At 50.2% G+C, this 16,993-nt stretch carries 13 protein-coding genes; 12 read left to right on the top strand and 1 reads right to left on the bottom strand.

All coding sequences use genetic code 11. The features are described 5' to 3' along the window. Nucleotides 1–49 precede the first annotated feature (49 nt). The 9 genes from murD (at nucleotide 50) to lpxC (ending at nucleotide 10,754) form a co-directional block, all read left to right on the top strand. Nucleotides 50–1,444, top strand: coding sequence for a UDP-N-acetylmuramoyl-L-alanine--D-glutamate ligase (gene murD / locus K1Y77_RS10065; protein ID WP_035536532.1), 1,395 nt, complete (start codon nucleotides 50–52; stop codon nucleotides 1,442–1,444). Next, nucleotides 1,441–2,622: a putative lipid II flippase FtsW gene (ftsW, locus tag K1Y77_RS10060; RefSeq protein WP_030072350.1), complete on the top strand. Its 1,182-nt coding sequence runs from the start codon at nucleotides 1,441–1,443 to the stop codon at nucleotides 2,620–2,622. Before murD ends, ftsW begins: the two co-directional genes overlap by 4 nt. Before the next feature lie 18 nt (nucleotides 2,623–2,640). Beyond that, nucleotides 2,641–3,738, top strand: coding sequence for an undecaprenyldiphospho-muramoylpentapeptide beta-N-acetylglucosaminyltransferase (murG, locus tag K1Y77_RS10055; protein WP_264428286.1), 1,098 nt, complete (start codon nucleotides 2,641–2,643; stop codon nucleotides 3,736–3,738). A gap of 53 nt (nucleotides 3,739–3,791) precedes the next feature. Continuing rightward, nucleotides 3,792–5,204 (top strand): UDP-N-acetylmuramate--L-alanine ligase, encoded by a 1,413-nt coding sequence (murC, locus tag K1Y77_RS10050; RefSeq protein ID WP_264019235.1) that lies wholly within the window; start codon nucleotides 3,792–3,794, stop codon nucleotides 5,202–5,204. Beyond that, a complete protein-coding gene (locus tag K1Y77_RS10045) occupies nucleotides 5,201–6,142 on the top strand; it encodes a D-alanine--D-alanine ligase (protein WP_264428284.1) in 942 nt (313 codons plus the stop codon). The genes murC and K1Y77_RS10045 overlap by 4 nt, the downstream gene beginning before the upstream one ends. Then, on the top strand, nucleotides 6,139–6,852 hold the full coding sequence (locus K1Y77_RS10040; RefSeq protein WP_030072358.1) for a cell division protein FtsQ/DivIB: 714 nt from the start codon (nucleotides 6,139–6,141) through the stop codon (nucleotides 6,850–6,852). The genes K1Y77_RS10045 and K1Y77_RS10040 overlap by 4 nt, the downstream gene beginning before the upstream one ends. A 329-nt stretch (nucleotides 6,853–7,181) precedes the next feature. Next, on the top strand, nucleotides 7,182–8,471 hold the full coding sequence (ftsA, locus tag K1Y77_RS10035; protein WP_030072361.1) for a cell division protein FtsA: 1,290 nt from the start codon (nucleotides 7,182–7,184) through the stop codon (nucleotides 8,469–8,471). A gap of 34 nt (nucleotides 8,472–8,505) precedes the next feature. Beyond that, nucleotides 8,506–9,684, top strand: coding sequence for a cell division protein FtsZ (gene ftsZ, locus K1Y77_RS10030; protein WP_030072363.1), 1,179 nt, complete (start codon nucleotides 8,506–8,508; stop codon nucleotides 9,682–9,684). Nucleotides 9,685–9,842: 158 nt separating this feature from the next. Then, complete coding sequence (lpxC, locus tag K1Y77_RS10025; RefSeq protein WP_030072365.1) at nucleotides 9,843–10,754, top strand: UDP-3-O-acyl-N-acetylglucosamine deacetylase; 912 nt, start codon at nucleotides 9,843–9,845, stop codon at nucleotides 10,752–10,754. Nucleotides 10,755–10,859: 105 nt separating this feature from the next. Here the strand turns inward: lpxC and K1Y77_RS10020 are convergent, their stop codons facing one another. Beyond that, nucleotides 10,860–11,330: a DUF721 domain-containing protein gene (locus tag K1Y77_RS10020; RefSeq protein ID WP_030072367.1), complete on the bottom strand. Its 471-nt coding sequence runs from the start codon at nucleotides 11,328–11,330 to the stop codon at nucleotides 10,860–10,862. A 551-nt stretch (nucleotides 11,331–11,881) separates the two neighbouring features. On the opposite strand from K1Y77_RS10020, the gene secA reads away from it, so the two are divergent. The 3 genes from secA (at nucleotide 11,882) to K1Y77_RS10005 (ending at nucleotide 16,960) form a co-directional block, all read left to right on the top strand. Beyond that, complete coding sequence (gene secA / locus K1Y77_RS10015) at nucleotides 11,882–14,614, top strand: preprotein translocase subunit SecA (protein WP_030072372.1); 2,733 nt, start codon at nucleotides 11,882–11,884, stop codon at nucleotides 14,612–14,614. A gap of 36 nt (nucleotides 14,615–14,650) precedes the next feature. Continuing rightward, complete coding sequence (gene argJ / locus K1Y77_RS10010) at nucleotides 14,651–15,880, top strand: bifunctional glutamate N-acetyltransferase/amino-acid acetyltransferase ArgJ (RefSeq protein WP_264428282.1); 1,230 nt, start codon at nucleotides 14,651–14,653, stop codon at nucleotides 15,878–15,880. A gap of 132 nt (nucleotides 15,881–16,012) precedes the next feature. Next, on the top strand, nucleotides 16,013–16,960 hold the full coding sequence (locus tag K1Y77_RS10005; protein ID WP_264019236.1) for a Nudix family hydrolase: 948 nt from the start codon (nucleotides 16,013–16,015) through the stop codon (nucleotides 16,958–16,960). Nucleotides 16,961–16,993: the final 33 nt, after the last annotated feature.

Below are 16,993 nucleotides of genomic sequence, written 5' to 3'. Positions count from 1 at the left end.
AGTAGTGGCAGTGTTGCTGCTATTAGCGTGATGTGTAAAGGAGCCGGTCATCGTGCGTGTCGCAAATGGAGTCACTGTTGTTATTGGTCTTGGTATCTCTGGGCAAGCTATTTGTCGTCATTTGGCGCGTCAAGGCATGCTATTTATGGTGGCAGATACACGAGCAGCCCCCCCAGGATTAGACGATTTTCAGAAGCAATATCCGGATATTGAGGTTTATTGTGGCCCATTGACGGCGCTTGATTTTACGAATGCCCACGAAGTGGTTATTAGTCCTGGTGTAGACCCTCATTCACCAGGGCTTGAAGGCTTGTTAGAGCGTTATAATCCAGCAACGGGTGAACCTATGCTGGTAGGCGAAATTGCCTTGTTTGTGCGGGCTGTCAATGCACCAATTGCTGCCATTACTGGCTCTAATGCTAAGTCAACGGTCACTACGCTATTGGGTGAGATGGCTAGCGCTGCGGGTGTGAACGCTGCCGTGGGTGGCAATTTAGGCACGCCAGCGTTGGATTTATTAGCTGATTGTCCAAATGCCGAGCTTTACATCCTTGAACTCTCAAGTTTTCAGCTAGAAACAACGCCTCGTCTGAGCGCTAAAGTGGCTGCTTTTTTAAATATCTGTGAAGATCATTTAGATCGACATGGTGATATGGCGGGTTACCATCGCGCCAAACAGCGTATTTTCTATGGTGCGCAAACAGCTATTGTCAATGCAGATGATCCCCTCACTTGGCCAGAGGTGTCAGTCTCTCATGTCCAGCGCTTTAAGGCTTCTGCGCCTGAGGGTGATGACTGGGGAGTTGCTCAAAAGGACGGCGAGCTAACGCTGTTTCATGGTGATGTTGCCTGGCTTGGTACAGAAAAATTAGCCATTGCTGGTCTGCATAACTATGCCAATGCACTGGCAGCGCTGGCAATGGGCAGTGCGTTAGGCTTCGCAAAAGTGTCTATGTGCCAGGCATTAGCTTCTTTTAAAGGGTTGCCCCACCGTAGCGAAGTCATTGCACGAGTTAATGGCGTTTTGTGGGTGAATGATTCAAAAGGTACTAACGTTGGCGCCACGCTAGCCGCGATACAAGGTATTAGTGCGTCGCTTGAGGGTAAAGTAATATTATTAGCCGGTGGCGTTGGTAAGGGGGCAGATTTCACACCGTTGGCAGCCCCTTTAGCAGAGTGCGCCAAAGCCGTATTGCTGTTTGGTATTGATGCCCATCGCCTTAAGTCGGCGTTGTCATCGTCTGTTTCAGTACAAGTAGTTAACGATTTAACTCTAGCAATGGAAATCGCTTGGGAAATTGCTGAACCCGGCGATTGCGTGCTGTTATCGCCCGCCTGTGCAAGCCTAGATCAATTTATAAACTATCAAGCTAGAGGCGATGCTTTTCGGTCTTGGGTCGAGCAAAAGCAGCTTCAGCATAACGACTCAGGGAGTAGGGTATGAGCAGAGTCCAGCGTATTCGCGATGCGCTGACAACGCGCCATTTACCCACTGATGTGTGGCTGATTATTGCTGCCATAGCATTAGCTGGCTTGGGTTGGGTAATGGTTAGTTCGGCATCAGTAGGGCTACTTGAAAATAGCTATCACTATGCTCGGCAGCATGGGATCTTTTTATTATTGGCCGTTCTAGCCTGCTTTTTCATGCTGTGTGTCCCTCTGGAGGCGTGGCGTCAAAACGCGGCGTTATTTTTGTTGATCAGTATTTTGTTGCTTGCGCTAGTGCTATTGATTGGTCAAGAGGTCAATGGTAGTAAGCGCTGGATTTCACTGCCTGGCCCCTTGCCTAGCTTGCAGGTTTCCGAGCTGGGAAAAATTGGTTTGATTTTTTACATGGCAGCGTTCATGTCTCGTTTTACCTATGACCTGCGCCGTCGTGCTTTAAGTATGTGGCGACCTTTAGCGGTACTGGCTGTTCCTGCGGGATTACTGTTCCTCGCCCCCGATTTTGGTGGCATGGTGGTCTATACCGTGTGCGTTATTGGTATGTTAATGATGAGTGGTGCCTCACTTACCTTGCTCTTCGGTAGCGGTGGCGTATTAGCTGCGGGAGCTGTGATGATGGTGGTGATGGAGCCTTACCGGTTAGCGCGCTGGACTAGCTTTCTAGATCCGTGGGCGGATCAGTTTGCGACTGGTTATCAACTGACTCAGGCACTGATTGCGTTTGGTCGTGGACACGTGACCGGTACTGGTTTAGGTAATAGTGTTCAAAAGCTCCACTATCTACCGGAAGCCCACACGGACTTTATATTTGCCGTGATCGCGGAAGAGCTTGGCATGATTGGCGCTATCCTTGTGGTACTGCTGTTCACATTGCTGATTATCCGCGCGATGTTGATTGGGCGGCGTGCAGAGTTGGCGGGCCACTTGTTCGGCGCCTATGTCAGCTATGGCATAGGTTTTGTTATTGCAGCGCAGGCATTTATTAACATGGCGGTAAGTTCAGGGTTGTTGCCAACGAAAGGGTTAACATTGCCACTGATTAGCTATGGCGGTTCAAGTTTATTGGTAACCGGTATGATGATTGGCTTATTGCTACGCGTTGATGCCGAAACGCGTCACCGGCCTCGTCGTCTATCGACGCCCTATAAATCACGTCATGAACCTCGGTTATCGTGACTACTCAAGGAGTTGTTTGTGACGACGAACGCACGTCGACGCATTTTAATTATGGCAGGGGGTACCGGTGGTCATGTTATCCCGGCGCTTTCTTTAGCACGTTCGCTCAATGCTCACAATGTCGATGTTGAATGGCTGGGAAGCCCAAGAGGGATCGAAAATCGCTTGGTACCAGAAGCAGGTATTACGCTTCATACCATCGACATAAGCGGTCTCCGTGGTAAAGGAGTAGTTGGCTGGCTGAAAGCGCCGCTGAATCTTTCCCAAGCTGTACTGCAAGCACGGAAGGTAATTCGTCGCTTCAATCCTGATGTGGTGGTTGGGTTGGGTGGATTTGCCAGTGGCCCAGGTGGGCTGGCGGCATGGCTTTCCAGGGTGCCATTGGTGATACATGAACAAAATGCTATTGCTGGGCTGACTAATAAAGTGCTCTCGAAATTAGCGACACGTACTTACGCGGCGTTTACCGAGGCTTTTGGTGACAAGGCAGAAGTGATTGGCAATCCCGTGCGAGAAGATATTGCTGCACTGGGTGAGCATCCTAGGGGTGCTTCTGAACTAGCCGCTCGACCGCTACGGTTACTAGTTGTTGGGGGCTCTCTAGGGGCGGTGGCACTGAATGAGCGCTTGCCGCCTGGGTTGGCAGGTTTACCTCCTGAGCGTCGCCCTGATGTTCGCCACCAAGCTGGCAAAGACCGAGATGTGGCGACGGCAAGCGCCTACGTTGAGCATGGAATTGTGGCAGATGTCACTCCCTTTATTGATGATATGGCGGCCGCATATGAGTGGGCAGATTTAGTCGTTTGCCGTGCCGGAGCGCTAACAGTGGCAGAGCTTGCCGCTGCTGCAAAGCCCGCCTTGCTAGTGCCGTTTCCATTTGCTGTTGATGATCATCAGCGGGTCAATGCTGATGTTTTAGTAAAAGCCGGGGCGGCGCTTTGTGTTAAACAGTCTGAGCTTACCCCCGAGCGATTAACACACTATTTGGATGAGCTATTAGTCCCAAGCGTATTATCAGAGATGGCTTCTAAAGCCCGGCAGAAAGCCTACTTAGATGCGACTGAACGGCTTACAGAGGGGTGTCTAGCGTTGGTTAAACAAGGAGAGACTGCGTGACCGATTCTATTAATAACGCGTTGCACTCAGGTGTCCGTCCAAGTGGCCCGGGTATGCGCCGTATTAAGCGTTTGCACTTTGTTGGTATCGGTGGCGCAGGTATGTGTGGAATCGCTGAGGTGCTTGCTAATCAGGGCTACAGCGTCAGCGGCAGCGATATGAAGGAATCAAATGTCATTGAACGCCTTCGTCAGTGTGGAGTTAACGTTGCTATCGGTCATTCTGAAGAGAATGTGGCGGGGGCTGATGTCGTCGTTGTCTCCAGCGCTATTGATGTAACGAATCCTGAAATTCGCTGGGCCCATGAGCATCGTGTGCCAGTAGTAAGGCGTGCTGAAATGCTGGCCGAGCTAATGCGTTTCCGCCATGGCATTGCTGTTGCTGGAACACACGGTAAGACAACCACCACCAGTTTGACAGCAACGCTGTTGGCGGAAGGCGGGCTAGACCCTACCTTCGTGATTGGTGGAAAGCTTACCAGTGCGGGCGCTAATGCGCGCTTGGGAGAGGGCGATTATCTAGTCGCTGAGGCGGATGAGTCTGATGCATCATTCCTTCATCTTCAGCCGATGGTCTCTATTGTAACGAATATAGATGCAGACCATATGGCCACCTATGGTGGGGATTTTGAGCGGCTAAAAAGCACATTCATTGAGTTTCTTCACAATTTGCCGTTTTACGGGCTGGCTGTGTTGTGTATTGACGATGCAAATATCCGGTCGTTGCGTGATCAGGTGAAACGACAGTTTGTGACCTATGGTTTCGATGAAGATGCTGACTACCGCATTGTGGATTTTACTCAACAGGCGGGTGAAGTATCGTTTACCGCGATACGCCCTGGTGAGGCTGCTCCGCTTGCTATTCGATTAGCGATGCCAGGACGTCACAACGCACTAAATGCGATGGCTGCTATTGTGGTGGCAACGGACGCAGGGGTGGGCGACGAAGCCATTTTACGTGGTCTGGCAGGCTTTGCTGGCGTGGGACGCCGCTTCCAGGTGCATGGCCATTTCAAAGCCCCTAATGGCGATGGCGAGGTCATGTTAGTAGACGATTACGGGCACCATCCCCGTGAGGTTGACATGGTTATCCAGGCGATACGGGCAGGTTGGCCAGATCGCCGTTTAGTGATGCTTTATCAGCCACATCGCTATAGTCGCACCCGCGATCTTTATGAAGACTTCGTTCGAGTACTCTCACAAGTGGACACGCTTGTTCTATTAGATGTTTACAGCGCTGGGGAGGCTGTGATTCCCGGGGCAGAAGGGCGTACGCTTGCGGGGTCTATTCGCCAGCGGGGCGAAGTTGATCCCTTATTCGTTGAGCATAAGCAGGAGTTACCTGCACTATTAAACAAACTTTTGCGTCCTGGGGACATTTTCATTACTCAAGGCGCTGGTGATGTGGGTGGTATTTCGCTTCGTTTCGCCCAAGCTAAGTTGGCGCTGGATAAGGTAGAGCTATGAGTGAAACAATGTCACTGAACGACCCCTTAGCGCGTGTCGTTGTTGTTTATGGGGGCACATCGGCGGAACGCGAGGTGTCTCTTAAAAGTGGTGCCGCGGTGCTTGCTGCGCTCAAACGCCAAGGTATTGATGCCCTTGGCTACGATCCAAAAGAAGGCGGTTTGGTGGGGCTAGAGCGGCTGGCACCAACAGCAGTGTTTGTTGCCTTACATGGTCGTGGTGGAGAAGATGGCACATTACAGGGTGCGCTAGAGCTTCTAGGACTTCCTTACACCGGCAGTGGGGTGCTGGCGTCAGCACTAGGCATGGATAAGCAGCGCACGAAGCAGGTTTGGCAAGCCGTTGGGTTGCCTACTCCCGAAAGCGTAATGCTGAGCGACACGTCTGACTGGGCATCGGTGGTAGCACAGCTTGGCTTGCCAATGATGGTGAAGCCTGTTCATGAAGGTTCCACGCTGGGTATTAGTATTGTTAAGAGCCAGGAAGCATTGGAAGCCGCCTATTATGAAGCGGCGAGCTATGATGCCCGTGTTATGGCTGAGCGTTTCGTTGTCGGTGAAGAGTACACCGTTGCTCTGCTTGATAATGAGGTATTGCCGGCCATCCGTGTTGAAGTTCCTGGTGGCTTTTATGATTACGAAGCGAAATACATTGCTAACACCACCCAGTACCACCTACCTAGCGGCTTACCATCTATTGATGAGCAGGCCTTGGCAGAATTATGCGAAAAAGCATTTGATGCGGTAGGTGGCGAAGGGTGGGGGCGCGTCGATGTGATGCGCGATGCAATGGGCAAGTTTTGGCTGATTGAAGTTAATACAGTGCCAGGAATGACAGATCATAGTTTAGTGCCGCAAGCAGCAGCGCATGCGGGAATAGATTTTGATCAGCTGGTATTGCGCATATTGAACACTGCGGTTCAACGCAGCTACTCATGAAAAAGCGAAATGCGTGGTTAGGCCTCATATTGCTAGCACTGTTACTGGGTGCTGGTGGCCGAGCATTGTGGCTATGGCTAGATAAGCCTATTGAGCGTGTGTCCATACGTGGCGAATGGGAGTATGTAAGTGCTGATTATCTGCAGACTCAGCTGGCGCCGCTCGTTCAAGAGGTTACATGGCTTTCGGCAGACTTAGGTGAGCTGCGCCAGCGTGCGTTGAGAATTGGTTGGCTGCATGAAGTAAGAATTTCCAGAGAGTGGCCAAACGCACTAGTGTTTGAACTGGTAGAGCAAACGCCCGTGGCCCGCTGGAATGATGATTTTTTGCTTAACCCCGAAGGAGAGGCATTTGCGTTTGCGCCCTTGCAGGTTCCTCAGGGGTTGCCCGATCTGGCGGGGCCGACCGGAAGCGGTGAAGAAGTGCTTACCTACTATCGACGCTTAACACCCCACTTCCAGGGGTTATCGCTGTCACTTTCCCAGTTGCGCTTAGAGCCTCGTGGTGCATGGCGACTTCAGTTAAGTAACGGAGCTTGGGTCATGTTGGGAAGACGTCAGCATGACATCCGGTTGGCTAGGCTTTCAGCATCATGGCAGCGTGAACTTGCTCGTCTCGGTGAGCATATCCGCTATATCGATTTGCGTTACCCTAACGGTGTTGCTGTTGCTTGGCACGGAGAGAGTGACTTTTTGGAGGAAGATGAGTAGTTAACGGCTTAAAATGTGCAAAAAGTAGGTAAATGTAAGTGGTTGCCAACAGTGAAAAGCCGTGAATAGGGTTTAAATTGGCTAAGAAGATCATTATCGTAAGATGTCGCTAGTCGTATTGCGAGTATTGTTTCTATACTATGTTATGAAAGATGGCTATGGCAGATGCTTCTTTGTGGGTTTCCTTAATTGGCCCCATCAAAATGTGGCTTGCTTTTTTAACAAGCATTAATGCTGCTTTGAATTCTAGCACCATTATTTTAACAGTTTGGCGCAGTTGCTAGGCAAAAATATCGTTTAAAAAATTTTCAAGGGAGATTATCCGACTCATGGCAGGCTCACCCAACGCATCCAATATGGTTGTCGGGCTGGACATTGGAACGTCCAAAGTTGTCGCGATAGTCGGTCAACCTACCGATGATGGCGGGATTGAAATAGCAGGCATTGGTTCTCATCCATCGCGTGGTATGAAGCGAGGTGTGGTTATCAACATCGAATCAACAGTGCAGTCTATACAGCGTGCTGTTGAAGAAGCTGAGTTAATGGCTGGTTGTGATATTCATTCTGTTTATGTTGGCGTTGCCGGTAGTCATATCAGCTCAATGAATTCTGACGGGGTTGTCGCGATTAAAGAGAGGGAGGTCACGCCGTCTGATATCGAGCGAGTCATTGATTCTGCTCGTGCCCGTGCAGTTTCAGAAGGACAACGTGTTTTACATGTGTTGCCCCAAGAGTTCTCAATTGATGCACAAGGTGGTATCCGTGAGCCTCTGGGAATGTCAGGTGTGCGTCTAGAAGCACAGGTGCATCTAGTAACAGCGGCGTTAAACGCTGTTCAAAATATCGAAAAGTGTGTACGCCGCTGTGGCCTAGAGGTAGATGCTATTATTCTTGAACAGCTAGCTTCAAGTATGGCAGTGCTTACTGAAGATGAGCGGGAATTAGGCGTTTGTATGGTGGATATCGGAGGTGGTACCACCGATATGGCCATATTCAGCGAAGGTGCCATTCGCCACACCGCTGTTATTCCTATTGCGGGTGACCAGGTAACGAACGATATAGCGATGGCGTTACGAACACCAACGCAACATGCTGAAGAAATTAAAGTTAAATATGCTTGTGCGCTAACACAGCTAGCTGCAAGTGATGAAATGATCAAAGTACCCAGCGTAGGAGATCGTCCAGCACGCGATTTATCGCGTCAGGCGCTTGCCGAAGTGGTTGAGCCTCGGTACGAGGAACTATTTACGTTGGTAAGAGACGAATTACGTCGTAGCGGCTATGAGGATATGGTGGCTGCTGGTGTTGTGCTCACAGGGGGCACCTCACGCATGGAGGGCGTCAGTGAATTGGCAGAAGAGATTTTTCATATGCCAGTTCGTATTGCTTGTCCGCAAAATGTTAAAGGTTTGGCAGACGTGGTACGTAACCCAATCTATGCGACAGGTGTGGGGTTATTGCATTATGCCTTACAAGAAGCGCGACATGGGCAAGGCCTAGAAAGCCACGGGGGAGTTGTTGCTGTTCACAAAGGACGCAATGAGTTAACCCGGCGTGATATCAAGGAAGGTCAATCGGCGCTGGCAAGAATTAAAGGCTGGTTCAAAGGAAATTTCTGACAGGGCCGCAAGCGCGGTTCAGGAGACGGGGCTTATGTTCGAATTGGTAGATAACGCACCCTCGAGCAGTGCGGTCATCAAAGTGGTCGGTGTTGGCGGTGGTGGCGGCAATGCTGTTAACCACATGGTTGAAAGTAATATTGAAGGCGTTGAATTTATTTGCGCCAATACCGATGCTCAAGCACTTAAACGGGTGTCTGCAAAAACAGTTCTGCAGCTTGGTGGAGAAATCACTAAAGGTCTTGGGGCGGGAGCAAACCCTGAGGTGGGTCGTCAAGCTGCCATGGAAGATCGGGACCGCATCGCTGAGCTATTGAATGGTGCGGACATGGTGTTCATTACGGCCGGTATGGGGGGGGGGACAGGCACTGGTGGTGCGCCAGTGGTTGCTCAAGTTGCCAAAGAACTAGGTATTTTGACTGTTGCTGTTGTTACCCGTCCCTTCCCATTTGAAGGGCCGAAACGAATGCGTGCCGCTGAAGAAGGCATGAAAGAGCTTTCTGAGCATGTGGATTCGTTAATTACTATTCCAAACGAAAAACTGCTCTCTGTGCTAGGTAAAAACGCAACGTTGCTAACGGCATTTAGTGCTGCCAACGACGTGTTGCTTGGCGCGGTTCAAGGCATCGCAGAGCTTATTACTAGCCCGGGCATTATCAACGTTGACTTTGCTGATGTTCGCACCGTTATGTCAGAAATGGGCATGGCGATGATGGGGACTGGTGGGGCAACTGGCGAAAATCGTGCGCGTGAAGCCGCGGAGAAAGCCATTCGAAGCCCGTTGCTTGAAGATATTGATCTACACGGCGCTCGCGGTATTTTGGTCAATATTACAGCGGGTCCTGATTTGTCGATTGGTGAATTTAATGATGTAGGTGCCACTGTTCAAGAGTTTGCCTCTCAGGAAGCAACTATTGTGGTGGGTACCTCAATCGACATGGAAATGTCTGATGAGCTGCGTGTGACGGTAGTTGCTGCTGGTTTAGATGGCAATAAAGCGAAAGTTGCCTCCCGTGAGCCGGCGCGCAGATCCGCTGCTGATGCATCTGCTGATTATCGTAAGTTGCAGCAGCCCACTGTCATGCGTCAGCAAGCCTCGGCGCGAGCTGAAGCATCTGATCCAGCTGCTAAACCCCGTCCAGAAAAACGCCGCACGCCGGATGCGGATGATTATTTGGATATCCCCGCGTTTTTACGCCGTCAAGCAGATTAATCACATCATTGGGTTCAGTGAAACAGCAAACAAGAGTTTTAATGGTTAAAACGCTTGTTTGCTGTTAAAGTGAACACTGTTTCTTAATTTTCTTCCCTTGGCGGTATTTGTTGGCAACGTTGCCGGTAACCGCCGTCATTAGAGTTCGACCGCTGCCCATGATCAGACAACGCACATTACAAAACGTCATTCGCGCTACCGGAGTGGGTCTGCACTCTGGCAAAAAAATTCATTTAGCTTTGCGCCCTGCGCCGGTTAACACTGGAATCGTGTTTGTTCGAACCGATTTAGAGCCTATTGTACAAGTGCCTGCACGTGCTGAATTGGTCGAAGATACGACATTATGCACCGCGCTTTCTTACAATGGCGTGAAGGTGGCGACGGTAGAACACTTGATGTCGGCATTTGCTGGGCTGGGAATTGATAATGCCTACGTTGATGTAAGTGCGCCTGAAGTGCCTATTATGGACGGCAGTGCTAGCCCTTTTGTATTCTTAATTCAGTCAGCGGGCATTTTAGAACAAGAAGCACCTAAGAAATTTATTCGCATCAAGCGCCGTATTAGCGTCAGTGATGGTGATAAAGAAGCTGTTTTTTTACCGCATCAAGGATTTAAAGTTTCGTTTGTTATTGATTTTGACCATCCGGTATTTGAACAGCAAAAACAGACTGCCCTGATAGACTTTTCAACGACGTCGTTTGTTAAAGAGGTTTCTCGTGCACGTACCTTTGGGTTTATGCGCGATCTAGAATTTTTACGGTCTAATAACCTGGCGCTTGGTGGTAGTTTAGATAACGCTATTGTTGTGGACGATTACCGTATCGTAAACGAAGGCGGTTTACGCTATGACGATGAGTTCGTTAAGCATAAAGTGCTGGATGCTATCGGTGATCTCTACCAGCTAGGCTTTAGCCTAATTGGTGAGTTTCGTGGCGTTAAATCCGGTCACGCGCTGAATAATCAACTATGTCGCGAGCTACTGGCACAACCAGATGCATACGAAATAGTCACATTTGAAGAAGAAAAAGCCGTGGCGCCTATTTCATACTCGGCACCAGCAATGGCATAAGAAAAGCACCAAACAAATTGATTGCATGCCCCGGTTCCCGCCGTTACAAAACACCGCCTTGGCGGTGTTTTGTGCTTTTTGAGGCTTAGCTTGGGTGTTTTTTCTCTAGTTGTGGTCTGGATGTTTAGGTGCATGAGCAGCTAGACGCTCTAATGCCCTTTTTAGTGAGGGGTTGTCGGTATCTTTCGCACAGTCTGATACTGCTTTGCCTGCGCTTTCAGAGAGTGTGCGGTTGTAGCGTTTGGGCCTCTCAATCGGCCGGATAGGACGCACCTTAAGGGTAAAGCCAGTGACACTTTCAAATCCTGGTAACTGGTGCAATAGAACCAGCAGACGAGGTTGTTCATAGCGTAACCATGTCAACCAGCTTGCTTGGCCGCTAATTAGCGTCAAGCGTCCGTTTTGAAAGCCGCCGACGAAGATATGCTCTCGCATTGAATCAGGAAGGTGGGCGCGTAAATGACGTTGGGCCTGATCAATTAAGCGGGACTGTCGCATAAGTTGGCCCATGCTGCCAGACTTGGTCAGCAGTTGGGTAATGGGCTGTGCGCGAGATCGCTTAACCTTTATACTCATCAACTTGATTCCTAGAACGTTATTGGTTGCGTCACACTGACGGTTGCCACTAGCGTCTTATATTGTCTTTTCATTGGTAGAGCCTAACACGCTCAGGAGCCAGCCCACAGTATGTCATCAACGCCAGATGTTTTGTCTGCTTCGCCGCGGCGGCAACGCCGAAACGGCTTAGCGCGTTGGTGGCTGGCAGGCCTCTTAGTGAGCTGTTTATTACCTGCTAGTTTACATCCTTCCGAGACATTGCGTAGCGGTGAGCGTGGTGTGATTATCTGTTTTTGGGTGCCGGCGATGCTGCGCGCCCAATCAAAATGGATAGCTAAAAAACGGTGTGCGCTGTGCCGTTGGATAGGCGAGCAAAGGTATTTTTATTCCTCTGTCATCAAGCACTCTGCCTACTGTTTTTCTCATCTTCCACATCGATTGGTTGCTGCAATTGATGTGTTGACTCCACGTGGCCCGCCAGTTTTTCTTTCTGTTCGCTAATTTACCTTTATTTGCCTTATATAAAAGGGCGCCCCTCTAGGGGCCGCTCGTAAAGATTTGGAACTTTCATGATTAATAATTTGTTACGTAAAGTCGTTGGCTCTAAAAATGATCGCGATGTTAAACGCATGCAAAAAAGCGTACTCAGCATTAACGTTTTAGAACAAGCGCTTGAAGGACTAAACGATGCTGAGTTACAGGCAAAGACTGGGCTACTGCGAGAGAAATTAGCAGAAGGCGCGTCGATTGATAGCTTGTTGCCTGAAGCATTTGCCGTGGTGCGCGAGGCCAGTAAGCGGATAATGAACATGCGCCACTTTGATGTTCAGATGGTCGGTGGAATGACGCTGCATCGTGGACGCATTGCTGAAATGAAAACGGGGGAAGGTAAAACCCTGGTGGCAACACTTGCCGTATATTTAAATGCGTTGCCAGGTAAAGGCGTGCACGTTGTCACCGTTAACGACTATCTTGCTCGCCGCGATGCCGAGTGGATGCGGCCTTTATATGAGTTTCTTGGATTATCGGTAGGCGTTATTTTTGCTGGACAAACTGGCGAAGAGAAGCGTCATGCCTATCAGTGTGATATCACGTACGGAACCAATAACGAGTTTGGTTTTGATTATTTGCGTGACAATATGGCGTTCTCGCTTGAGGATAAAGTGCAGCGTGGCCTGCATTATGCCATCGTCGATGAAGTCGACTCTATCTTAATTGATGAGGCTCGTACGCCGTTAATTATCTCGGGCGCAGTAGATGAAAATACTGATTTATACGGCATTGTGAATCGTCTAGCTCAGCAGTTAGAAGAGGGCGAGGCTTCTGAGGACAGTGATGCACCCGTCACGGGAGACTTTCTGCTTGATGAAAAACAAAAGCAGGTAGAACTTACCGAGCAGGGGCATAACAAAGTTGAAGAGCTGATGCGTGCCGAAGGCCTATTGGGTGAAGGCGAATCGCTTTATGCTGCACAAAATCTAAACTTGCTTCAGCATATGCACTCCGCGCTGCGTGCACGGCACCTTTATCATCTAGACGTTGACTACATCGTGTCTGAAGGCCAGGTGGTTATCGTTGATGAACATACTGGTCGTACTATGCCGGGGCGTCGTTGGTCAGAAGGCTTGCACCAAGCGGTTGAGGCGAAAGAGGGCGTCACTGTTCAGCGAGAAAGTCAGACGCTGGCATCCACTACATTCCAAAACTACTTCCGTCTGTATGAAAAACTCGCTGGTATGACCGGCACTGCCGATACTGAAGCATTCGAATTCCGGCAAATTTATGGCCTGGATGTGGTCGTTATTCCAACGAACCGTCCGCTTGCTCGTAAAGACCTGAATGATTTGGTCTATCTCAGTGCGGAAGAAAAGTACGAAGCGATTATTAAAGATGTGAAAACTGAAACTGAAGCAGGGCGTCCTGTTTTGGTGGGTACGGCGTCAATTGAAACGTCAGAATACCTAGCTCGCCTTATGCGCGAGGCTGGCCTGACATTTAATGTGTTGAATGCAAAACAGCACCAGAGCGAAGCGGAAATTATCGCTCAAGCAGGTCGTCCTGGTGCCATTACTATCGCAACGAATATGGCAGGTCGTGGTACCGATATTGTTCTGGGGGGCAACTGGGAAGCGGAAGCGGCTAAACTGCAAAATCCCACTCAAGAGCAGATTGATGCACTAAAGGCAGAATGGCAGAAGCGTCATGATGGTGTTTTAGAAGCGGGTGGCTTACATGTTGTTGGTTCTGAGCGCCATGAGTCGCGTCGTATTGACAATCAGCTGCGTGGCCGCGCAGGCCGTCAAGGTGACCCAGGCTCTACACGTTTCTTCCTCTCGTTAGAAGATAGCTTGATGCGCCTGTTTGGTTCTGATCGGGTGAAACGCTTGATGTTGGCTCTCGGTCTAGAGCGAGGCGAGGCGATTGAGCACAAGATGGTTTCTAATGCGGTTGAGCGTGCCCAGAAAAAAGTAGAGGGGCGCAACTTTGATATCCGTAAACAGCTGCTGGAATACGACGATGTCGCTAACGATCAGCGTCGCGTTATCTATGAGCAACGAAATGAAATTCTTTCTGCTGATGAGGTTTCCGAGGCTGTTATTGGTATTCGTGAAGAAGTTATGGAAGATACCATTAGCGATTTCGTGCCGCCTCAGAGCCTTGCTGAGCAGTGGGATCTACCAGGATTAGAAGCGCATCTTAAAACTGAATTTAATCTTGAGGCTCCTGTTACACAGTGGGCGGCAGAGGATGAGCGTTTTAGTGAAGAGAAGTTGCGTGAGCGTCTACAAGCGATGCACCGCGATGCTTACCAAGCCAAAGTTGAAGCTGCTGGAGCTGCGTTAATTCGTCGTTTTGAGAAACAGGTAATGCTGCAAGTTTTGGATACTCGCTGGAAAGAGCATCTGCAGTCGATGGACCACCTGCGTCGTGGCATTCATTTACGTGGCTACGCCCAGAAGAATCCTAAGCAAGAATACAAGCGTGAGTCCTTCGAGCTATTCCAGCACTTGCTAACCAACATCAAAGCTGACGTTACGCGTATTCTAAGTCACGTGCAGGTTCGCCAGCCAGAAGAGGTTGATGCACTAGAACAGAAGCGTCGTGAAGAGTCAGTGCGTGAGCGCTCGATGGCTGCTAGCCGTCATGATGACCCTAATGCCCAGCAGGAAGAAGTGTCACAAGAAGCGCCAGGGGCTGATGGCCGTCCGTTGCGTCGTGAAGGGCCAAAAGTAGGGCGCAATGATCCGTGCTCATGTGGGTCGGGTAAAAAATATAAGCAGTGCTGTGGGAAACTGAGCTAATCACGCGTGGCGAAAGCGAATATAAAGGAGAAAAACATGGCGGTGGGTAATGTTCCCTTTCCAGACTTGCCACCCCTTAAGGGGGTGCGTCTGGGCAGTGCAATGGCAGGGATTAAGAAGCCAGATCGCCGTGATGTCGTGGTGATTGAACTGCCTAAAACGGCAACAGTAGCAGGTGTTTTTACACAGAACGCATTTTGTGCTGCTCCTGTAGTCGTAGCGAAAGCGCATCTGGAAGCGTGCGCAAACGCAGGGCATGCGCCTCGTTACTGGTTAATTAACACAGGCAATGCTAATGCAGGTACTGGCGCATCAGGCCTGCAGGATGCTTATGCCAGCTGTGAAGCGCTTGCTGAGCAAACGAATGTTGATAAAAGTCAGGTTATACCGTTTTCAACGGGTGTGATTGGCGAGTCTCTGCCTATGGCGCGGCTGCTTGCAGGTATACCGAATGCGCTGAGCTCCATGGCAGATGATAGCCTCGCTTGGCAACAGGCAGGCGAAGGAATTCTGACGACTGACACTCGGGCCAAAGGGGCTACCGTAACTGTTTCAATCGGTGACCAGCAGGTGACGATCAACGGCATAACCAAGGGGTCTGGCATGATTAAGCCCAATATGGCTACCATGTTGGGTTTCGTGGTGACGGATGCAGCGATTGAGCAGACGTTATTAGCGAGCTTGCTACGTGAAACGGTGGATCGCTCTTTTAATTGCATCACTGTTGATAGCGATACATCAACTAACGATGCATGCATGCTAGCAGCGACCGGCATTGGCGCTCGTGTTGAAAGTGAAGAGCAGATAGCCGTTTTCCGTAATGCGCTCCAGCGTGTCATGACTGAACTCGCTCAAGCGATTATTCGTGATGGTGAAGGAGCGACTAAGTTTGTAACGCTCCAGGTGAATGAAGCGTCTACTCGGCAAGAAGCGTTGGATGTTGCCTTTACCGTGGCCCATTCGCCATTGGTGAAAACTGCTCTCTACGCCTCTGATGCTAACTGGGGGCGTATTCTAGCTGCCGTAGGACGCGCGCCAGTGGAAGCGTTCGATGTCAATAAGGTGGTCATTGACTTGGGTGACGTGCGCTTGGTTGAGAAAGGTGGCCGAGCAGCCAGTTATACCGAAGCCGCGGGCAGTGCGGTCATGGCGAAAGAAGAGATCATCATTCGCATTAACTTGGGTCGTGGGGAAGAGTGCGCCACTGTGTGGACCTCGGATCTATCTCATGGCTATGTGACTATCAACGCGGATTACCGTAGCTGAAAGCGCTGGAAAGTAGCTGAAAAGCGCTCGAAAGTAGCTGAAAACAGTTGCAGTGACGTGCTAACGCAGCGAGATAGCGCCGTCTTCGTTTAAGGCGGCGCGCACAAAGTGGGTAAAGACGTAATGAGTGTAATGGTAAAACGACGGGTTCATGTTGCGGCGGCTGCAATGATCAGCGCCGATCAAAAGCGAGTGCTGATTGCACGTCGGCCCTCTAATGTCGATCAAGGCGGCCTCTGGGAGTTTCCCGGTGGCAAGCTGGCACCTTATGAAACAGGGCTTGAAGGTCTCAAACGCGAACTGCACGAAGAGCTAGGCGTTGAGATTGTACGTGCCCGGCCGCTTATCCGCGTCCATCATGAGTATCCTGATAAGCATATTCTTCTGGATGTTTGGCAAGTGCAAGAGTTTGCAGGTGAGCCGTTTGGCCGTGAAGGGCAGGCTGTACGTTGGGTGCCCATGGAAGAGTTGGCAAATTATCCTTTCCCTGCCGCTAACTTGCCTATTTTGCGTGCAGTGATGTTGCCCACTGACTACCTGATTACCGGTGAAGAATCCGATGAAGAGCGTTTTGATAGCCTGCTAGAAAGAGCATTAGATGAAGACGGCGTAAGGTTAGTACAGCTGCGGGCGAAAAATCTTAATGAAGCGGCTTATGTCGCCCGTGCTGAGCGTGCTCTGCGCCTTTGTCGTCAGTACGATGCAAGGCTTCTATTGAACGGTGAGCCTGCGTTGCTTGATAGGATTGATGCTGACGGTATCCATTTGACGAGCGCGCGGTTAATGAGCCTTGAGCGTCGCCCGATCGCTGAAAATAAATGGCTATCAGCATCAACTCATGATCAAACGCAGCTTTCCCAGGCAGCAGTTTTAGGTTGTGACTTTGTGACGCTTTCGCCATTACGCACCACGCCTTCTCATCCAGAAGTAGCGCCGCTAGGCTGGCATGACTTTCAACAGCTAGTGGAACGTGCGGGTATGCCGGTATATGCATTGGGGGGTATGACACGCTTTGATGCTAGCCATGCACGCGCCGTTGGCGCCCAGGGAATTGCGTCTATTCGTGATTTTTGGAAATAAAGCCAACTGCCACATGCAGGTGTTTTAATGACT

Source organism: Halomonas qaidamensis (assembly GCF_025917315.1).
GTDB lineage: Bacteria > Pseudomonadota > Gammaproteobacteria > Pseudomonadales > Halomonadaceae > Vreelandella > Vreelandella qaidamensis.
Note: the sequence above shows the minus strand (reverse complement) of the source record. Positions and strands in the feature narration are given on the sequence as shown.

Excerpts from the sequence above, each read along its gene's own strand:
- ftsW (WP_030072350.1), top strand. The coding sequence starts at position 1,441 with ATGAGCAGAGTCCAGCGTATTCGCGATGCGCTGACAACGCGCCATTTA.
- murC (WP_264019235.1), top strand. The coding sequence starts at position 3,792 with ATGCGCCGTATTAAGCGTTTGCACTTTGTTGGTATCGGTGGCGCAGGT.
- K1Y77_RS10045 (WP_264428284.1), top strand. The coding sequence starts at position 5,201 with ATGAGTGAAACAATGTCACTGAACGACCCCTTAGCGCGTGTCGTTGTT.
- K1Y77_RS10040 (WP_030072358.1), top strand. The coding sequence starts at position 6,139 with ATGAAAAAGCGAAATGCGTGGTTAGGCCTCATATTGCTAGCACTGTTA.
- ftsA (WP_030072361.1), top strand. The coding sequence starts at position 7,182 with ATGGCAGGCTCACCCAACGCATCCAATATGGTTGTCGGGCTGGACATT.
- ftsZ (WP_030072363.1), top strand. The coding sequence starts at position 8,506 with ATGTTCGAATTGGTAGATAACGCACCCTCGAGCAGTGCGGTCATCAAA.
- lpxC (WP_030072365.1), top strand. The coding sequence starts at position 9,843 with ATGATCAGACAACGCACATTACAAAACGTCATTCGCGCTACCGGAGTG.
- K1Y77_RS10020 (WP_030072367.1), bottom strand. The coding sequence starts at position 11,330 with ATGAGTATAAAGGTTAAGCGATCTCGCGCACAGCCCATTACCCAACTG.
- secA (WP_030072372.1), top strand. The coding sequence starts at position 11,882 with ATGATTAATAATTTGTTACGTAAAGTCGTTGGCTCTAAAAATGATCGC.
- argJ (WP_264428282.1), top strand. The coding sequence starts at position 14,651 with ATGGCGGTGGGTAATGTTCCCTTTCCAGACTTGCCACCCCTTAAGGGG.
- K1Y77_RS10005 (WP_264019236.1), top strand. The coding sequence starts at position 16,013 with ATGGTAAAACGACGGGTTCATGTTGCGGCGGCTGCAATGATCAGCGCC.